We start from the raw sequence: 16,981 nt of genomic DNA, 5'->3' as shown, positions 1-16,981 counted from the left end.
ATATGTAAAGGCGTGGCATTTAAGAACATGGTTAAAGGAATGACAGCATGAATAAAATAATGGCTATGGTTCGTAAAGAACTCATCGACGCCGCCCGCGATAAGCGCTCTGTGATGGCGGGGCTTTATTACGCGATCGGCACGCCGCTGATCATGTGCGGCCTGTTTATGGTGTTAATTGGTCAGCTGACGAGTCCAGACGATCTAAAAATCACTATCACCAATCCCGATAAAGCACCGGATTTAGTACGTTTTTTATCGAATAAAGGCATTAGCAGCGGTGAAGTGAAGGACAGTGAGCTTAAAGCCATAGAGCTTATCATCAGCCCCGACTATGCCGCGCAGATGAATCAAGGCAAAGGCGCCGAGATCACAATTGTTGCCGATAATTCCGATGAAAAACTGCAAAACTCAATTCGAAGACTCGAGAAGCAACTGCAGTCCTACAGCACAGAAATGGGCAGCCTACGACTGATTGCCCGCGGTATCGATCCTCGCGTGATGCAGCCACTGAAGGTCAGTGTCCACGACCAAGCGACCACAGATTCGAAGGGCGGGATGATCTTAGGTATCGCGATTTTCACTATGATTTACTCAGTGTTTATCTCGGGCATGAACCTCGCCATAGACACCAGCGCGGGTGAGCGCGAACGTAACTCGCTGGCTTTGTTACTTAGTCATCCACTGACGACGCGCCAATTAGTGCTGTCAAAAATCATCGCCGTGAGTCTGTTCGCTTTGCTCGGTTTAGTGCTGATTTTGCTGGTATCTAAAGTCGCCTATACCTTTGTACCTTGGCAAGAGTTGGGCTTTAGCGTCAACATCACCACGGAATTTATGGCGCTGATGTTAGTGGTCGGTATTCCCGTCGCGTTAATGGCCGCTTGTCTGCAATTGTTTGTGTCTTTTATGGCGAAAACCTTTAAGGAAGCACAGTCCTATCTGACTATGGTGCTGTTTGTGCCCTTAGCCTTGTCGATGGCTGCCAGCTACAACATAGCGCCAGACATACTGCAATGGCTACCAGTCTCGGGTCAACAACAGGCATTAATGGACATTATCAAAGGTAAAGACTTGCCCATGTTGCAGTTACTGGTTTCGACCTTAGGCACACTCGCCATTGCGGTATTGCTGGCGTTTGGCATGGAAAGGTCGCTCAAGAGTGAAAAAGTAATCTTCGGTTTGTAAGGTAAATCGATTGCTCAACTTGGCGACGATCACCAAATCGTCTCCAAGTTGAAAACCTCAATAACTACGGGAGTTTGTTATGGAAAACGAATATGTCTTAATGGTGATTATGGTCACCTTCATCATAGGTATGAGTGCCACTGAGATGCTTAAGCACTATCTAAAAGCGCGCCAACTTGGAGTAGGCGCCGCAGACGATAGCCATCTTAAGGATAAAGTGACTCAACTCAGCCTACAAAACCAAGCACTGATCGAGCGAGTACAAGTACTTGAAAAAATCGTGACAGAGCCAGAGTACGAGCTAAAGCAGCAGATTAATCAATTATGAGCCCTAAACGAACAAAACAATAAAGCCATTGAATTTCAGTGGCTTTATTGTTTTTACAAGCTAGATAGAAGCTTACTTAGCCTTAGGCCTGAATGGTTTGATTACCGACTCATTGCACTCTAAATACGGGCCTTCCATCAAGTCGATACAGTACGGAATGGCGGGGAACACGGCATCTAAACATTCGCGAATCGATTTTGGCTTGCCGGGTAAATTCACAATCAAAGAATCGCCACGCAAACCTGCGGTTTGGCGCGATAAAATGGCAGTGGGGACAAATTTCAATGACTCGGCGCGCATCAACTCACCAAAGCCTGGCATCATGCGATCGCATACGGCTTCGGTGGCTTCTGGGGTAACATCGCGTTTCGCAGGTCCTGTGCCACCTGTGGTGACAATCAAACAGCAATCCTGCTCGTCGGCCATTTTGATCAGCGTCGCTTCAATCACATCCTGCTCATCGGGGATCACTTGATAAATCGGCTCCCACTCGCTGGTGAGGTAGTCGTTTAGCGTGTCGATAATAGCCTTGCCTGAGATATCTTCATAAATCCCCGCGCTGGCGCGATCGCTTACCGTCACAATACCGATTTTTGCTTTGCTCATAGGAAATCCCCAATGATGTTGAAATAAAACCCTATCGAAATAAAAATGTCGACATAAAGCATGGAAGAAGCCGCTGCATCTTCGACCTTAAGTCGCAGCTAAAATAGCATAAATGCTCGGGAAAGGGGGCGACTTAAACAGCTCAAGCAATAAATGACAGTATATTTCTAACTTACTTATGGAAAAAATTGATTCAGCAGTCCTCAATACACAACGGTATAGCAAAGTCAGTTTTGTAAAGGTTCAGTATTGCTAATGACAATCATTATTTTTTTCAAACTATGACAACTGAAGATTTAATTATCATCTATAAATTTTACTATTTTTATTAGTACTTATGATCTAATAAATACTCTTGGAAATATAAAACTCCCTCCCTTAAAAAAATGCTACTTATAGAGTGTAGACTTATAGTGTTCATATGCAATTATCTCATTAATATTTAAGGGGTAGTTATGCGAAAGCCTAGTCAAAATCTTCTAGATAACCTAGCTAAAAATGTTCGAAGCTACCGGTTAAAAAATGGCTTGTCACAAGAACAGTTAGCAGAGCAATGTGGTTTTCATCGTACCTATATTGGATCTATAGAACGTGGTGAAAGAAACGCAACACTCAGCACTCTAGAAGTTTTATCTGAAACGCTTCATACATCAATTGCCCAACTTTTAAACAACAAAGAGTAATTGGAACAATGAACACTATAACTACTGCCCAACAAAAGGTAAGAAATATTTCTCAATTGGGTTTATCTATCTATGATGATATCAAAATTGGAGATATTCATTTATGGCTAACAAGTGATGAATTATCATTACTTTTGAATCAACGACTCGTAGGTGCATCTTTGGCAGGGCTACCTATTAAAACTCGTTCAAAAACTGCTAAAGAAATGGTTTGCCGTGCTTTAGGGTATGTATTGCCAACATCATTTATAAAGTGCCAGCCTCGATTCTCAGGTCAAATGTTCGACACATACGTGCAAAAATCGAATAATTTGCAAGTGTGGAATGAAGAATTAGAAGTTGAGAGGCGATATGTTATTATTAGGATCGATGAAAATGATGTAATAACGAAGGTTAGAGTTATCTCAGGAAGCGATCTCGCTGTTTTAGATACAACAGGTACACTTACACAGAAATTCCAAGCTCGATTAACTCCTTCTCATAAGGTTTTAGAGTTAATTTCTCCTTACGATACTGATAATATCAGGAATTTATTAGCTTCCTCACCAATAGTTCTATCTCAGTGTAACCCGACTTCACAACCTCAAATTGGTCAGTTGCTTCCAATTGCAGAGTGCTTTATACGCTTACAACAGCTTGTCGGCTGCACTTTTCCAGATGCCGGAATTATTCAAGAAAGAAATCGTGGGGCGACTTTACATGCAATGGTCTGTAATGCTTTGGGTTATTCCGACTATAGAGATAATGGTCAGTTTCCAGATATTAAACATCAGCTTCTTGAAGTTAAATTACAAACGTCTCAAACCATAGATTTAGGGTTATTTTGCCCCAATAGTGAAGCAATATTAGATATAGAACAAATTGGCACTCAACAAGTAAGACATTGCGACGTGAGATATGCTTTATTTTATGGACATATAACAAATGGCGTAGTACACATCACCAACCTATACCTAACAACTGGCGAGAGTTTCTTTACAAGATTCGAACAATTCGGAGGCAAAGTCTTGAATAAGAAAATTCAAATTACTTTGCCTCACAGTTTTTTTAATTAACTTGTAGGTTGTGGGAGATTAAATGCCTCCCACACTAAATCATTCAGCTCTTTTTCTTTATCTTTAATAAGAGCTGAATCTGACAAACTAAAAATTAATTTAGCGATTTTAATCATTCTTATAGATATTTCAGATTTAGGATCTGGAAGAGGAAATTGTTCAACATATTGTGAAATGAATCTCCGCTTATTCGAGTAAAGTTTATTATTAAACTTTATGTCGTAAAATAACTCTATGAATTTAGAGTTTGCAACTGCTAAAACTAGCCATAATATATCTTGATTTTCTTTACAAAAATCATTAACCATCCAATAACAATCGCCATTTACAATAGACTGTTTTTTATCTAGCCAAAATGTAGGTTCTTCACAGATATCTCTAAATACAATCTTTTCTTCAAGCCATAATTTAGGATTTTGAGGGACCCAAATTTCATACCAATGTCGCTTTGCTTTTATTACATAATTACGACCTTCAAGCTGTGCTCTATTTTCTTCTAGGTATGCTTTACTTATAGGGAACCTATTAATATCAATAGCTTTCCTTTTACCATTAACATCTTCATGTGTATAAAGAATGTATTTTGTTTCTTTATTCGATTGCTTAAATCTACCCGCCACATGATGAGTAATCAAAGGCTGAATCAATTCAGGTTTAATTCCGGTTTCATCTAGCCATGAACTTTTAATAAAAACGTCGTCCGCGGTTGTTTTTACACCAACTCGTATTTTTCCGACTTCGCCAAAAGTAGCCCATGTTTTTTTCTCCACATCAGATACCCATTTTTCTGATTCAAGATCTTTGACTCTCCAAATATCTTTTGGTGAAGTATCAAAATCTAACATGCCACCTTTGACAGAATATGATTTCCCATTTAAGCATTTAACTATACCAGAACAAAAAATAGCATCTACAGGTGTCTCAGCGGTAGTAAAATGCTTCTCACTTGATTCATAGATTGAACGAAATTCCGTGTTACCTTTAAAACTATTAGTTTTTAAAGAAAAGAGTAAAACAGCAGGTAATACAGCAGCTTCGAATAATTTTGTATCACCAAAATCCCATATGTTATATAAGTTGTACAAGTTGTATAAGTTGTTACGTAAAACACCAGTGCCTTTAGTTGTCAAGAACCGGTTTGATACAATAACACCAGCAATACCATCGCGTGATAAACATTTACTCATTCCAATTAAGAAGGCTTGATAAATATCAACTCGACCTTTTAATCCAAAGTTTTTAGCTAGAAACTGTGCTTGCTCAGAACCCAATACTTGAGTTCTTACATAAGGAGGATTGGCGATAATAACGTCAAACTTAGGTAAATCATATTTATTATATTCCGAACAACTATTAATGCAGTAGTCAAGAAAATCTCCATGTATGAGGGTCATTTTTACACTTGGAAAATATTGCTCAATTCTTTTTCGACATAACTCAATAGAATCGTTGTTTACATCAAATCCAATTACATGAACGTCATCTATAATATCTAGAGATCCCAATAAACTAAGTATGAGTTCACCATCACCAATAGCAGGATCTGCAACTATCAACTTCTCTTTATTTATTAACTTTTCAATGATTCTTTCACTAACAAACTTGCTAAGGTGCGTTGGTGTATAATGAGCACCTTCACTTTTCCGGCATGCGACATGCTGATATCTACCTACAACAGTCCCTAACATTTTAACCTCTACTTATGGTCATCATTTGTTAAATATTATCATAATTACAAAAATCTTACACTGAAAGGCTTAGCTGCAATTCATTTTTGTGACAAAAAAGGGGTTCTCTGGTAAACCCACAAAATTAGCGATTGTATTCATCCGCTTTATTCGACCCGAAATATCCCAACTTAGTGCAGGCAGCTAAAATGTCGTTACGACGTTTTTCCGATAATTGGTCGGGGCGATTAAACGCGTTAGAAACAGTGGCATTAGAGACACCCAACTCGTTGGCTATGCTCTTTAGGGTCCAGTGTTTTGTTGTTGTCATGCTTATGTCCTGGAATCGAATAAGGCCACAAAAATACGGCTCAGCGCAAATAGTACACGGCTTAAATGGGTCGTGCACCTGCAAATCTAGGCTTAATGCGCAGTTTCGCTATCGTGATCTTTTAATGCCGTGGCTGGGGATAGAAAACCGACTATCGCGGCACACAATGCCACACCCGCAGCGGCCATAAATCCGTACTGGAAGGCGTGATGCACCACCTCTGTCGGCAATGTTTTAATGGCGGCGATGCCAAGTTCAGAACCCGTGAGTGGCAACAAACTATAAAGCAGCACGCTAAACAGCGCAGTACCAATAGCCGCGCCCATAGAACGACACAGTGACACCATGGCCGTGATCTGGCTGAGTCGCGCTTTGCCAGACACGCTCTGCACCACAAGCTGCACGCTTGGCATCACAGTCCCTAACCCTATCCCGACCAACACACCTAAGCCGCCGATCACATTGGCATTAGGCGGCACAAAACTAATCAATAACAAGCCGATGAAAGCTAAACCCATACCAAAGGTCGGCAACCACTTAGGCGCGACATCTTTACTTAACAGTCGGCCCGCAATCGTCGAGCCAGTGACAATACCAAAGGTCATAGGCAAGAGCAGCAAACCGGTTTTGGCGGGATTGGTGTGTAAGCCCACTTGCAGATAAATCGGTAGGAAGAAAATCATCGCAAACAAACAGGCCGCAAACAGCGCTGCCGTTAGTAGTGGCATATACACGGCCTTCTTCGCCAGTAAATCTAACGGCAGAAACGGGCTCGCCAATCGCCGTTCCCATAACAGCAGACCTAGAATGCCGAACACCACAAAGACGGCAAAGCCTAAGCTGGTCGCAGAAAGCCAAGCAAACTCTTGCCCCGCCACAGATAACCAATACAACAACGCGGTGATAATGGTCGGAAACAAGACCACGCCCACTAAATCAAACTTGCCTTGGCGTACGGGTTTAACGCTGCGCTTATGCAAACCGTTAAGTCGCCATACCGCCAGCATGGCCAGAGGAATATTCGCCCAAAATAGCCAATGCCACGAATAGGCGTGCACCACAATACCGCCAATGACAGGGCCGCCAACACTCGCGAGGGTAAACATAGCGGCAAAATAGCCTTGGAAACGCGCCCGCTGCCGAATGGGGACTAACTCACCAATCAAGGATTGAGACAAACTCATCAAGCCGCCACCGCCCATGCCCTGCAAGATACGTCCGGCTATCATGTGGTTCATAGTGCCAGCACTCGCCGAAACGATGGATCCCAGTGCAAAAATCACTATGGCGATCATCAGGATTTTCGCGCGACCGAAGTTATCCCCTAACCAGCCATAAATCGGCACAGAAGCGGCCATCGCCAGCATATAACCGATAGTGATCCACGAGGCTTGGCGCAGGCCGCCAAGATCTTCAACTATGGCTGGCGTCGCCGTTGCGAGTAAGGTTTGATCGACCGCCGCCAAAAACATGGGCAAGAATACGGCCGAGAAAATGGCGAGAAAAACAGAAGTCGGTAAAGGGTCACTCTGGGATAACGCAGGCTCTAAGGACATATTGTCTCCGCTAACTCATCAGCCCAAGTGCATAAAAGAAAGTGCATAAAGAAGATGTGCTAAATTCGCCGTGCATTCCAATACTTAGACGCCCAATAGCTGTTATGCAGGCTCGAGATCTTCACCCCTTGGCTAGTGGAAACATGGAGAAAATTATCGTCTCCCACATAAATGCCGACATGGTGCGTGCTCCAACCTGTCTTGAAAAATACTAAGTCGCCCTTGCGCAGTTGATTTCTCGGCACGGGTTTCCCTAGGGCTTGCTGTTCTTCAACCGTGCGCGGCAAGGTCATACCCAACATCTTCTGATAGGCGACCGACACAAAGGCCGAGCAATCTATGCCCCGCTTAGTGCCACCCCCTAAACGATAGGGCACACCGCGCCACTCAGAATGCAGTTCGGAGATATTGCTATCGTTCCAAACCGTGGCGGGTTCAACTTGCTTTACCACAGGCTTAGGTTCTGGCGCGCTAGCACAAGCGCCAAGGCCTAAGGCTAAGATAACTATCAGTAATCGTTTCATAGCTTCAAACTCATTGCAGGCAGATTTCACAGTAACGTAATTTTGAGTTTTTATCAGGTAAATTCAGGGCGGCTGGGGATCAAAACGCCCAAACACCCGCGCACTCTAGCAGACTAATGTAACCCAAAGCTTAAAACTATAACGCCGTCCATAATAAACGCACGCCCACCAGCACCATTAAAATCAATATGATGCGCTTAAATAGCCTGTCGTTAATTTTATTTTGAATAAACAAACCTAGCTTTACCCCTAGCCATGCCAGCGGCACCAGTAACAGAGAAACTAAAATATTCTCTTGGTTAATCTGCCCAAGCAAACTGTAGGGGATCAGCTTGACCAGATTTACCACAGCAAAAAATACCACAGCCGTGGCTAAAAATTCTGCCTTAGCCAAACGCAGCGGCAACAAATAAGCGTTGAGTGGCGGCCCGCCCGCATGGGCAACAAAGCTAGTAAATCCCGCAGTTAAGCCACACAAGCGTCCAACCAGAGGTGAAGGTGATGCTTGGGTTTTATCCCCAAGAATCAAACCATACAAACCAAAACCGAGGGACACACAACCTAAAATCGCCCGTAAATATTCTTCATTCAACCTATCAAACAACAAATAAGCGATAAAAATACCCACTATCGCCGCGGGCAATAATATCCATAAATGACACGGATTATGTTGCCCCCACCAAGAACGTACGCTTAAAAAATCCATATAAATCAGCAGCGGCAACATGAGCGCCGCCGCTGTGGTAGGGCTAATGGCAAGCGCCAATAGCGGGACAGTTAAGCCGCCCACACCACCCGCAAAACCGGATTTAGAAATCCCCGTAATCAAGACTGCGGGTATCGCCACCAACCAAAAAAGAGGGTCCGTTAACATCAACACATCCTGAATAACGCTTTAAGGCTATCAAGTTACCTGTTGTTGAGGTGATAAAAAAGAGGCTTATCAAGAAAGGTTAGGATTGAAAATGTAACAACATAGCTAAAACACGTGAAATGCTATCCGTTGAGCGCAGTACTGAATCGAGATGTAAAAATCCGAAGCCAGATGGCTTCGGACTTTTGCGTTAACTGATTGCAGTAAAGAGATTAATGCCTAGGCAGACTCTGCAGTCATATTGACTAAACGAGGAGAGCCCTTAGATGCCGCTTTAGCCGATGCGGGAGTTTTAGGGTCAGGCAAACGAATCGTTAATGATATGACCAACGCCACCACCAGCAGCACTAAAATCACGTTGAAGGTCGCAATAAAGCCACCGAATAACGAGGCGACAATCGAACCGATAATGCTGCCGACACCAAAACCTAAGTAGATAACTCCATAGTTTTTAGTCAGGTTATTCAGGCCGAAGAAGTCGCTCACCAGTGAGGGATAAACAGTAATTGTGCCACCAAAACTAAAGGCAACGCAGGCAACGGCAACGAAGAACAGGTTAGCATTCAAAGGTACAAACAGTAGTAACACCATACCGACTAAGGTGATGATCTGCGCCAGTGAAATAACGCGAATACGAGGGATTTTGTCCGACAGTATACCCAGCACTAAACGACCACTGAGGTTCGCCATAGCAATCACAGCAACAGCATTGGCGGCGACCAGTACAGGCAAGTCGACCATCTTCTCGCCGATATCTTTAGCCACACCAATCACATACAAACCACTCATACAGGCCGACAGGAACATCAGCGCCAACATCCAGTATTGTGGTTTACGCATGGCTTCTGCGAGGGTGAAGTCGCGGCTTTCGGCCAGCTGACTTGCGGCTGATTGTGCTGGCGCATCTTTCATCAACATGCCGCCACACAACACCAGCGCCATGGCGATTAAGCCCCAAAGTTGGAAGGTAGTTTCAAGGCCAGTATTTTCGAGTAACAGCACGTTGATGTACTTAAATCCAAGGCTACCTAAACCATAAGCGCCAATCGCTAACGCCGAAATCAGCCCTTTGCGTTCGGGAAAGCACTTCACGCAGTTAGATAAAGTCATCAAGTAGCCAGTGCCATCGGCAAAGCCCACTAAAATCCCGGCGCACAGGTAAAGCATCATTAAGTTACTGGCTTGGGCAGTGAGTAAGAATCCCAGCCCGAGTAATAGGCCTGCGCCTAAGGTGACATTACGCACACCGAAGCGTTCCTGTAATTTGCCCGCCATGGAAGATGCCACGGCCAAAGACAAACTCAGCAAACCAAATACAAACGCCACTTGGCTGACAGGCTCGTCGAGCTTAGCGGCCAACTGCGCATTGAACAGGCTCCAAGTGTAAACTGAGCCGAGTGCAAACTGGGTGATAATAGTACCAACTAAGGTCAGGTACCGAGTACGGTTCATCTCTTTAGTCATGATGCATCTCGCTTTAGGGATCAGGAATTGAGTCCACTATAAGAGAGATGCTATTCGCGCCGATCAATTAAGGCATGAAATACAGATCTGCAGGAATGAATGACAATTACAGCCTCATCAGCTGTCGAAAAGCCTTAATATTACTACGGCTAACGGGCACCTCGAACGACAAATCATGCAACCTAATCAGGTAAGTACTGTTGAACCAAGGCACGATTTCGCGGATCTTGTTGATATTGACGCAATAGGAACGGTGGCAACGGAAAAAGCCCTCGGCGGGCAAGCGGCTGACAAACTCGCTGATGGTCATCTGCATCACATAACGGTCGGTGCGGGTATACACATAAGTCAGTTTTTCATCGGCCTCGGCGTAATAAATTTGCTCGCAGGGCGTAACGATAATCCGCTCACCTTTGACTAAGTTCACGGTACGACTCGCATTACTCGCGGCTTCATGTTGCGGCTTTGGCGCTTGTCGTCCCACCTGTTCAATCTTCTGCAATAAGCTGATGATCCGCGGCTCATTGTAAGGCTTGAGAATATAATCGAAGGCTTCGAGCTCGAACGCTTCTACCGCAAATTCTTTATAGGCAGTCACAAACACCACATGGGGTGGATGGGTCGATTTATGCAGATTCTTCGCCAGCAATAGGCCATCGATGGACGGAATTTGGATATCCAAAAACACCACATCAACCTCATGATCCTGCAGATATTTAAAGGCCTCCAAGCCATCCTCAAAGCTTGCCACTATGTCTATCTCACTGTGGCTCTTTACTAAATACTCCAGCTCCTCACGGGCCAGATATTCATCTTCAACTATGATGGCTTTTAACATACTTGCGCCTCATTTTCCGGTAAATAAAAGCTGACTTCAGTCCCCGGTTCTAGCCGTTTAAGCTGTAAACCTTCGCCGTACAATAACTTCACCCTCTGGTGCACATTCATTAGCCCAATACTGCTGCTTTCTATGCGACCCGCGGCGACGCCATCTATCACCTCTTGGCTGATGCCATAACCAGTATCGCGCACGGCCACGCGAATGCCAGAATCGAGTTTTTTCACTTCTATGGTCACTCTGCCCGGTGCACTGCGCGGCTGAATGCCGTGCAAAATAGCGTTTTCCACCAGCGGCTGTAACAAGAGGCAAGGTACACAAAAATGCACATCGTCGACATCAAACACCACTTCAAGCTTGTCGCCAAAGCGCGCCTGCTCGATCGCCACATAATCGCGTACTTGTTTGACTTCCTCTTGGATATCAATCAGCTCATCGCCCTTGGCTAGGTTATAGCGCAGATAATCGGCCAGATTGGCAATCAACTCCCGCGCCTGCTGTGGCCGAATACGGATCAAAGAAGAAATCGCATTGAGGGCATTAAACAAAAAGTGCGGGTTAATCTTGCTCTGCAGCGCAGTAAACTCCGCCTTGCGGGTCATCTCCTGCAGTTGCTCGATACGCGACACTTCCATCTGGGTCGAAATCAACTGCGACAAGCCCACCGCCATTTCCCGCAGCGAGCTGGTAATCCGATAGTTATTGCGATAATAAATCTTCAGCGTGCCGCTCACAGTGCCATTTTCACGCAGCGGGATTATGATGACCGAATGAAAATCCGATAAATGATATTGGCGTAAGTCATTGTTAATAATGTTTTGATCTAGCTCTATCGCCCTTTGAGTCATCTCGCTAATCGCTTGATGACCATCGACCTCGTAGTAATCTTTGCCAACGCCCATATAGGCTAATACATCGCGAGTATCGGTAATGGCCACGGCATCGGCGTGGATTTCATTACGGATCACACCACACACTTGCTCTAAGGCATGGCGATCAATTTTGCGGAAGAAAGGCAAGGTTTTGTTGGCAATATCCAGCGCGAGCTTGGCCTGTTTGGCGGCAATGAGCTCTTTCTCATCGTCGAGATCTTGCACTAGCTTAATAATCAGTCCGATGCACACAGTGCCCGCAATCATGGGATAGGCAATGTGACTCACTATCTCAACGCCCACTTGGTGCGGCTCTGTCAGCAGCCAAATCAACAACATGGTCAGTGTTTCGCACAACATGCCAGCCACAATGCCATAAATCCATAACTTAGATTTGGGGCATTTGTAGTAAATCCAGGTAGCCATTAGACCGGCAATAATGCTGGCGATTAAACACGGAATCGAGGTATCACCATCCATATCAATCAGATATCTATGCAGCCCCGACAGCACGCCCGCGGGAATACCAACCCAAGGGCCAAATAATATCCCGCCGGAAATAATCGCGATAATCCGTACGTTGACCAACGCGCCTTCAACCTCAATGCCGGTATAGGTACTGAACACCGCAAATAAGCAAAATATCGCCGCCACTGAGACCAGCTCTGCGGGAGTGTGATTACGCTTTTGGAATAAACGCTGGAACGGTCGAGTGCGGGTTAAAAAGAACAAGGTCATCAGCATCAAGGCCGCCCGTTCAAATACCGCCAGTAACATCATTTGATTTTCGAGCACGCTTTCCCCTTAATCAATCACGCAGAGTGACAGCCTAATTCTATATGTGAATTCTATCTGTGTTAGTGTTAAGCATTACGCTGAATGGATTACGGCTTAGGCTGGCAATGTCGCCGCCAACGCCTGTACCGATAAAAGATAGACTCGATTTTGCAGATCTGACTTAACGCGTGAAGGATAAAAATCACCGAGACTAACCCTGAACTCGTCCGCTATTACGGCTCGAGTAAAACATCAAACGCTAATGCCCCACATAAATACAGGCTTGCTAAAGTAAAGGACAGCAAAAACTCCCATACACGCGGGCTCAGTCACATATTCACGTTTGAATTGGGTTAACAGAGTTATCCAAGGGCGATTTTAACAGCTCAATTACCCAGCCATATGACAGCGCCGATTTGCAAAATCCACGGGAATACCCGAAGCTAAAACCTTCGGCTCGAATGCAAGATGGGATCTGAAACCAGTTCAGCATGCCAGACTAACACTAACTAAGTGTGTCCTCGCAAAGGAATAAGGAGCGAACATGAGTGAAGTTCAAGCACAGTTTTATGGTGGCCCTAAGGAATGCCCTATTGAAAATGGCCGCATTCAAGTTCAACGAATTTCCCCCAAAATCAGTGATGTTGGCGGCATTCCCGTCGCACGGGCGATCCCACAAAAAGAGCGTCGTCTTATCGGTCCTTGGTGTTTCCTCGACCATATTGGCCCAGTCACCGACGGCCCTGAGTTAAACGTTGGCCAGCATCCGCACATTGGGCTGCAAACTTTTACTTGGATGCTCGAAGGCGAAATCATGCACAAGGACAGTCTCGGCAGCGCCCAAGTGATCCGCCCTAAACAAGTTAACTTGATGACCGCCGGACACGGCATCGCCCACACCGAAGAATCCGTCGCAGGCCATAGCACTATGCACGCGGCGCAGCTGTGGATTGCCCTGCCGCTTGAGCATAAAGATACAACTCCGAGATTCAATCACTATCCCGAACTCCCCACTTGGCACGATGCGGGCGTTGATTTCACCCTACTAATTGGCAGTTGGCAGCATCAACAGGCGCCCACATTGCACTTCTCGCCGATAGTGGCGATGGATTTATTTGCCGCCGAAAACACTGAGCTCACCCTGACTCTCGACCCGAGTTTTGAATATGCCCTCATGCCACTCGAAGGCTTTTTCCGCATCGATGACCAAAGCTTCAACAATAACGACCTCGCCTATCTGGGGATGTTACGCGAAAGCGTCACTGTCGAACTCGACGCGGGTTGCCGCATATTGCTAATCGGCGGCGCACCACTGGCCGACCCTGTCAGTATTTGGTGGAACTTTGTCGGCCACAGCAAAGACGAAATTGCTAAGGCTCAAGCCGATTGGGAAGCCAAATCTCCACGCTTTGATACTGTGCCCGGCTATGAGGGCAAGCGCTTAGTGCCACCGCCGATACCTTGGTGATCTTCAGCTAAAGAATGGCAGGCAAATACTTGATAGCGAGCCCATTAGCATCAATCCGATAACGGCCCACGCCTAGAATGGCTTACCCCATAAGTTTATGGGGTAAGCCTGATTATTAGCTCGCAGTTTGATATGAGTGCGCGAGAACAGCCCGAGCAAACTGCACGCTAAGCCACTCACAGGGCTATAAATTTTACGGATTTTTTACGCGCTATCTTAAAATGGCTTTGCTAGAGTACAGACACTTTCTTTATATGCGTCTTTCTATCCATGACTTCATCCATAGCGGCTCCCATGACTCAATACTGGCGTTCGCACCCAACATTTTTTACCGGCATAGTGCTGGTGATAGCGATTTTTAGCAGTGCTTTTATCGATTATTTTGCAGGCTCCACCATAGCCGTGCTGCTGATCTTACAATTGGCCGTGGTTGCTGTGGCCCTACAATGCAACGCTAACTTTGCCTATTTTGCGGCTGTGTTTGAGGCGACCAGCTTTAATTTTCTGTTTACCACGCCGCGCTATTCGCTACAGATGTTCAATCTTGAGGACATTCTCAATCTAACTGTGTTTTTACTTGTCGCCCTGACCACCAGCAAATTGGCCGAACTTTATCGCCGCCAACAAGCAGCACTCGAACAGGCTCAGTTACGTAACAGCATCTTATTGTCGGTTTCCCATGACTTACGCACCCCGCTCTCAACCATCATAGGCACCCTGACGACCCTGAAGGAATACATGCCTAAGCTCAGTGCGTCGCAAAAGACTGAGCTGATTGATAGCGCGGCTGCCGAGAGCCATCGCCTGCATCAATATATCGAAAACCTGTTACAGGCCACTAAGTTACAACACGGTGCACTCAAATTTAACCTAGACGAAGCCAATCTGCGCGAAGTGTTACAGCGCACTATCGCCCGCTTTCAAACCGCGCAACCTAGGATCAAAATTCACAGTGAGCCAGAGCTACCACCATTAATGATTTGCAGCTCTTTGATTGAACAGGCGATTTTTAATGTGCTCGACAATGCCCTGCACTATTCACCCACCAGCCAACCTGTAACAGTCAATCTCTATCGCCACCAAGATATGCTGCGCATCGATATTCAAGACTTAGGACAAGGCATAGCCCCATCTCAAAAGGAGGCGATTTTCGAACTGTTTTACCGCCAACATCCTTCTACCGATGGCGGCGCAGGATTGGGCCTTCCTGTCGCCAAAGGCATTATTATTGCCCATAACGGGAGTCTCAGTGCCGAAAATGTTGCTCAAGGCAGTCTGATCCGCATCGCGTTACCGATAACGAAGGAAAATGTATAAATGGCTTACAAGGTGTTAGTCGTGGATGATGAGCCGCAAATTCATACCTTTATGCGGATCTCACTCGAGGCGGAAGGCTTTGAATACATAAGCGCCACCAGCATAGCCACGGCGCTCAAACAGTACCGCAGCCATCAACCGCACCTTATCGTGCTCGACCTCGGCCTGCCCGATGGTGATGGCATCGAGTTACTCCATGCGCTGCGCCAACAGGATAAGACCCCTGTGCTAGTACTCACCGCCCGCGATCAGGAGGAAGAAAAAATCCGCCTACTCGAGGCAGGTGCTAACGATTACCTGAGTAAGCCCTTTGGGATCAGGGAATTAATCGTTCGCATCAAGGTGTTGGTTCGCGACCTTGTGGATACCTCAAGCGGCGCCGATATGCTGCAATTTGGCCCACTCACTCTACAAAAGAGCAGCCATCAATGCTGGCTTAACCAGCAGGAAATCGCCCTCACCAAAAAGGAGTTTGCCCTACTCGTTCAGTTAATGTCCCACCCTGGGCAATTGCTGAAACAGAGCGACCTGCTGCGCAATATCTGGGGCGAAACTCACCAAGAAGATGGCCATTATCTGCGGATTTTAGTCAGCCAATTGCGTAAAAAGCTTAACGATAGTGACGAACAGCAACTGATCAAAACCGAGCCTGGCTTAGGGTATCGACTCACCGACCTCGGCCCGCCCTAGGCCAGCTCGCCTCACTCTTTAGTTCAACCACACAAGGATATGAAATGGCACATTTTACTGTCATCGGATTAGGCCGCTTCGGCGTCGCTGTTAGCCGAGAACTGATCCACTTAGGTCATACGGTCACTGGTGTCGATAATGACCATAAAGCTGTTGAAAAATATGTAGAAGTTCTTACCGAAGCCGTAATTTGCGATTGCGCAGATGAGGCGTCGCTAAGGGAACTCGATCTTGCCAGTAGCGAAGTTGTGATTGTCGCTATCGGTTTTGATATGCAATCGAGCCTGCTGTGCACACTGGCACTGAAAAATCTCGGCGTGCAAAATATTTGGGTTAAAGCCAGCAATAAGGCGCACCACACCATATTGTCTAAACTCGATGTTACTCGGATTATCCACCCTGAAGAAGATATGGGGGTCCGCGTCGCCCAGTCACTAAACTACCCTATGGTTAATAACTTTCTCGCTATCGGCGACGGGCTCTATATTGTTGAAATCCATATTAAAGCCCATTTGCATCAAGTCACAGTTGGCCAACTGCTGGGGAGCTTGCAAGAGAAAAACACTGATGAGCAAATCAACGTGCAACGCAGCCCTAAGGGCAAAGTCGCGCCGTTAATGGTCAAACGAGAGCAAAGTGTATTTAGCAAGATTGATAGCGATTTTACCTTGCACACAGAAGATGCCTTATTCCTTTGCGGTAGCCGTGCCGAGTTAAAACAGCTCGCGCCAAGGTTGGTGTAAG

The 16,981-nt window shown here is 45.7% G+C and carries 16 protein-coding genes and 1 pseudogene; 8 read left to right on the top strand and 9 right to left on the bottom strand.

Annotation, left to right across the window (positions count from 1 at the left end; all coding sequences use genetic code 11):
* Positions 1-47 precede the first annotated feature (47 nt).
* Positions 48-1,187, top strand: coding sequence for an ABC transporter permease (locus tag Q4Q50_RS11450; RefSeq protein ID WP_311899386.1), 1,140 nt, complete (start codon positions 48-50; stop codon positions 1,185-1,187).
* A gap of 79 nt (positions 1,188-1,266) precedes the next feature.
* Positions 1,267-1,515 carry a hypothetical protein gene (locus tag Q4Q50_RS11445; RefSeq protein WP_259544583.1) on the top strand — a complete coding sequence of 83 codons (249 nt, stop codon included), beginning with the start codon at positions 1,267-1,269 and terminating at the stop codon, positions 1,513-1,515.
* Positions 1,516-1,587: 72 nt separating this feature from the next.
* Here Q4Q50_RS11445 and mog read toward each other — a convergent pair whose 3' ends face one another.
* Positions 1,588-2,121, bottom strand: coding sequence for a molybdopterin adenylyltransferase (gene mog / locus Q4Q50_RS11440; protein ID WP_106648670.1), 534 nt, complete (start codon positions 2,119-2,121; stop codon positions 1,588-1,590).
* 455 nt (positions 2,122-2,576) lie between these two features.
* Here mog and Q4Q50_RS11435 point away from each other — a divergent pair, with 455 nt between their 5' ends.
* Together Q4Q50_RS11435 and Q4Q50_RS11430 are read left to right on the top strand one after the other, a co-directional pair.
* Positions 2,577-2,804 carry a helix-turn-helix domain-containing protein gene (locus Q4Q50_RS11435; RefSeq protein WP_311899385.1) on the top strand — a complete coding sequence of 76 codons (228 nt, stop codon included), beginning with the start codon at positions 2,577-2,579 and terminating at the stop codon, positions 2,802-2,804.
* A gap of 8 nt (positions 2,805-2,812) precedes the next feature.
* A complete protein-coding gene (locus Q4Q50_RS11430; protein ID WP_311899383.1) occupies positions 2,813-3,859 on the top strand; it encodes a restriction endonuclease in 1,047 nt (348 codons plus the stop codon).
* On the opposite strand, the gene Q4Q50_RS11425 is transcribed toward Q4Q50_RS11430, so the two are convergent.
* The 8 genes and pseudogenes from Q4Q50_RS11425 to Q4Q50_RS11390 all read right to left on the bottom strand — a co-directional run bounded on the left by Q4Q50_RS11425 (position 3,856) and on the right by Q4Q50_RS11390 (position 12,780).
* Positions 3,856-5,547, bottom strand: a complete 1,692-nt coding sequence (locus Q4Q50_RS11425) for an Eco57I restriction-modification methylase domain-containing protein (protein ID WP_311899382.1) — start codon at positions 5,545-5,547, stop codon at positions 3,856-3,858. The genes Q4Q50_RS11430 and Q4Q50_RS11425 overlap by 4 nt on opposite strands.
* Positions 5,548-5,689: 142 nt before the next feature.
* Positions 5,690-5,857 (bottom strand): annotated as a pseudogene (locus Q4Q50_RS11420) (LacI family DNA-binding transcriptional regulator); the annotation flags it as partial.
* 92 nt (positions 5,858-5,949) lie between these two features.
* The gene (locus Q4Q50_RS11415; protein ID WP_311899380.1) at positions 5,950-7,413 is read right to left on the bottom strand and encodes an MFS transporter; all 1,464 of its coding nucleotides are present in this window, start codon (positions 7,411-7,413) and stop codon (positions 5,950-5,952) included.
* A gap of 59 nt (positions 7,414-7,472) precedes the next feature.
* A complete protein-coding gene (locus tag Q4Q50_RS11410) occupies positions 7,473-7,937 on the bottom strand; it encodes an NlpC/P60 family protein (protein ID WP_006083761.1) in 465 nt (154 codons plus the stop codon).
* Between the two features lie 136 nt (positions 7,938-8,073).
* Positions 8,074-8,811, bottom strand: coding sequence for a sulfite exporter TauE/SafE family protein (locus tag Q4Q50_RS11405; protein WP_311899379.1), 738 nt, complete (start codon positions 8,809-8,811; stop codon positions 8,074-8,076).
* A gap of 219 nt (positions 8,812-9,030) precedes the next feature.
* On the bottom strand, positions 9,031-10,275 hold the full coding sequence (locus tag Q4Q50_RS11400) for an L-lactate MFS transporter (RefSeq protein ID WP_311899378.1): 1,245 nt from the start codon (positions 10,273-10,275) through the stop codon (positions 9,031-9,033).
* A gap of 106 nt (positions 10,276-10,381) precedes the next feature.
* Complete coding sequence (locus Q4Q50_RS11395) at positions 10,382-11,113, bottom strand: LytR/AlgR family response regulator transcription factor (RefSeq protein WP_012586364.1); 732 nt, start codon at positions 11,111-11,113, stop codon at positions 10,382-10,384.
* Positions 11,107-12,780 carry a sensor histidine kinase gene (locus Q4Q50_RS11390; RefSeq protein ID WP_006083765.1) on the bottom strand — a complete coding sequence of 558 codons (1,674 nt, stop codon included), beginning with the start codon at positions 12,778-12,780 and terminating at the stop codon, positions 11,107-11,109. Before Q4Q50_RS11390 ends, Q4Q50_RS11395 begins: the two co-directional genes overlap by 7 nt.
* A 526-nt stretch (positions 12,781-13,306) precedes the next feature.
* On the opposite strand from Q4Q50_RS11390, the gene Q4Q50_RS11385 reads away from it, so the two are divergent.
* From Q4Q50_RS11385 to Q4Q50_RS11370, 4 genes are all read left to right on the top strand, one after another.
* On the top strand, positions 13,307-14,230 hold the full coding sequence (locus Q4Q50_RS11385; protein ID WP_311899376.1) for a pirin family protein: 924 nt from the start codon (positions 13,307-13,309) through the stop codon (positions 14,228-14,230).
* A gap of 270 nt (positions 14,231-14,500) precedes the next feature.
* Positions 14,501-15,547 (top strand): sensor histidine kinase, encoded by a 1,047-nt coding sequence (locus Q4Q50_RS11380; protein WP_311899375.1) that lies wholly within the window; start codon positions 14,501-14,503, stop codon positions 15,545-15,547.
* On the top strand, positions 15,548-16,237 hold the full coding sequence (locus Q4Q50_RS11375; RefSeq protein WP_011982013.1) for a response regulator transcription factor: 690 nt from the start codon (positions 15,548-15,550) through the stop codon (positions 16,235-16,237). It begins immediately after the preceding gene.
* A gap of 44 nt (positions 16,238-16,281) precedes the next feature.
* Positions 16,282-16,980 carry a potassium channel family protein gene (locus Q4Q50_RS11370; protein ID WP_311899374.1) on the top strand — a complete coding sequence of 233 codons (699 nt, stop codon included), beginning with the start codon at positions 16,282-16,284 and terminating at the stop codon, positions 16,978-16,980.
* The last annotated feature ends 1 nt before the right edge of the window (position 16,981 follow it).

Origin of the sequence: Shewanella scandinavica (assembly GCF_031932065.1) — a bacterium.
Classification (GTDB): domain Bacteria; phylum Pseudomonadota; class Gammaproteobacteria; order Enterobacterales; family Shewanellaceae; genus Shewanella; species Shewanella baltica.
The sequence above is the reverse complement of the archived record's forward strand: the minus strand, read 5'-3'. Positions and strand labels throughout refer to the sequence as shown.

Excerpts from the sequence above, each read along its gene's own strand:
- Q4Q50_RS11395 (WP_012586364.1), bottom strand. The coding sequence starts at position 11,113 with ATGTTAAAAGCCATCATAGTTGAAGATGAATATCTGGCCCGTGAGGAG.
- Q4Q50_RS11375 (WP_011982013.1), top strand. The coding sequence starts at position 15,548 with ATGGCTTACAAGGTGTTAGTCGTGGATGATGAGCCGCAAATTCATACC.
- Q4Q50_RS11380 (WP_311899375.1), top strand. The coding sequence starts at position 14,501 with ATGACTTCATCCATAGCGGCTCCCATGACTCAATACTGGCGTTCGCAC.
- Q4Q50_RS11405 (WP_311899379.1), bottom strand. The coding sequence starts at position 8,811 with ATGTTAACGGACCCTCTTTTTTGGTTGGTGGCGATACCCGCAGTCTTG.
- Q4Q50_RS11430 (WP_311899383.1), top strand. The coding sequence starts at position 2,813 with ATGAACACTATAACTACTGCCCAACAAAAGGTAAGAAATATTTCTCAA.
- Q4Q50_RS11415 (WP_311899380.1), bottom strand. The coding sequence starts at position 7,413 with ATGTCCTTAGAGCCTGCGTTATCCCAGAGTGACCCTTTACCGACTTCT.
- Q4Q50_RS11445 (WP_259544583.1), top strand. The coding sequence starts at position 1,267 with ATGGAAAACGAATATGTCTTAATGGTGATTATGGTCACCTTCATCATA.
- Q4Q50_RS11400 (WP_311899378.1), bottom strand. The coding sequence starts at position 10,275 with ATGACTAAAGAGATGAACCGTACTCGGTACCTGACCTTAGTTGGTACT.
- Q4Q50_RS11435 (WP_311899385.1), top strand. The coding sequence starts at position 2,577 with ATGCGAAAGCCTAGTCAAAATCTTCTAGATAACCTAGCTAAAAATGTT.
- Q4Q50_RS11370 (WP_311899374.1), top strand. The coding sequence starts at position 16,282 with ATGGCACATTTTACTGTCATCGGATTAGGCCGCTTCGGCGTCGCTGTT.
- Q4Q50_RS11385 (WP_311899376.1), top strand. The coding sequence starts at position 13,307 with ATGAGTGAAGTTCAAGCACAGTTTTATGGTGGCCCTAAGGAATGCCCT.
- mog (WP_106648670.1), bottom strand. The coding sequence starts at position 2,121 with ATGAGCAAAGCAAAAATCGGTATTGTGACGGTAAGCGATCGCGCCAGC.
- Q4Q50_RS11425 (WP_311899382.1), bottom strand. The coding sequence starts at position 5,547 with ATGTTAGGGACTGTTGTAGGTAGATATCAGCATGTCGCATGCCGGAAA.
- Q4Q50_RS11450 (WP_311899386.1), top strand. The coding sequence starts at position 48 with ATGAATAAAATAATGGCTATGGTTCGTAAAGAACTCATCGACGCCGCC.
- Q4Q50_RS11410 (WP_006083761.1), bottom strand. The coding sequence starts at position 7,937 with ATGAAACGATTACTGATAGTTATCTTAGCCTTAGGCCTTGGCGCTTGT.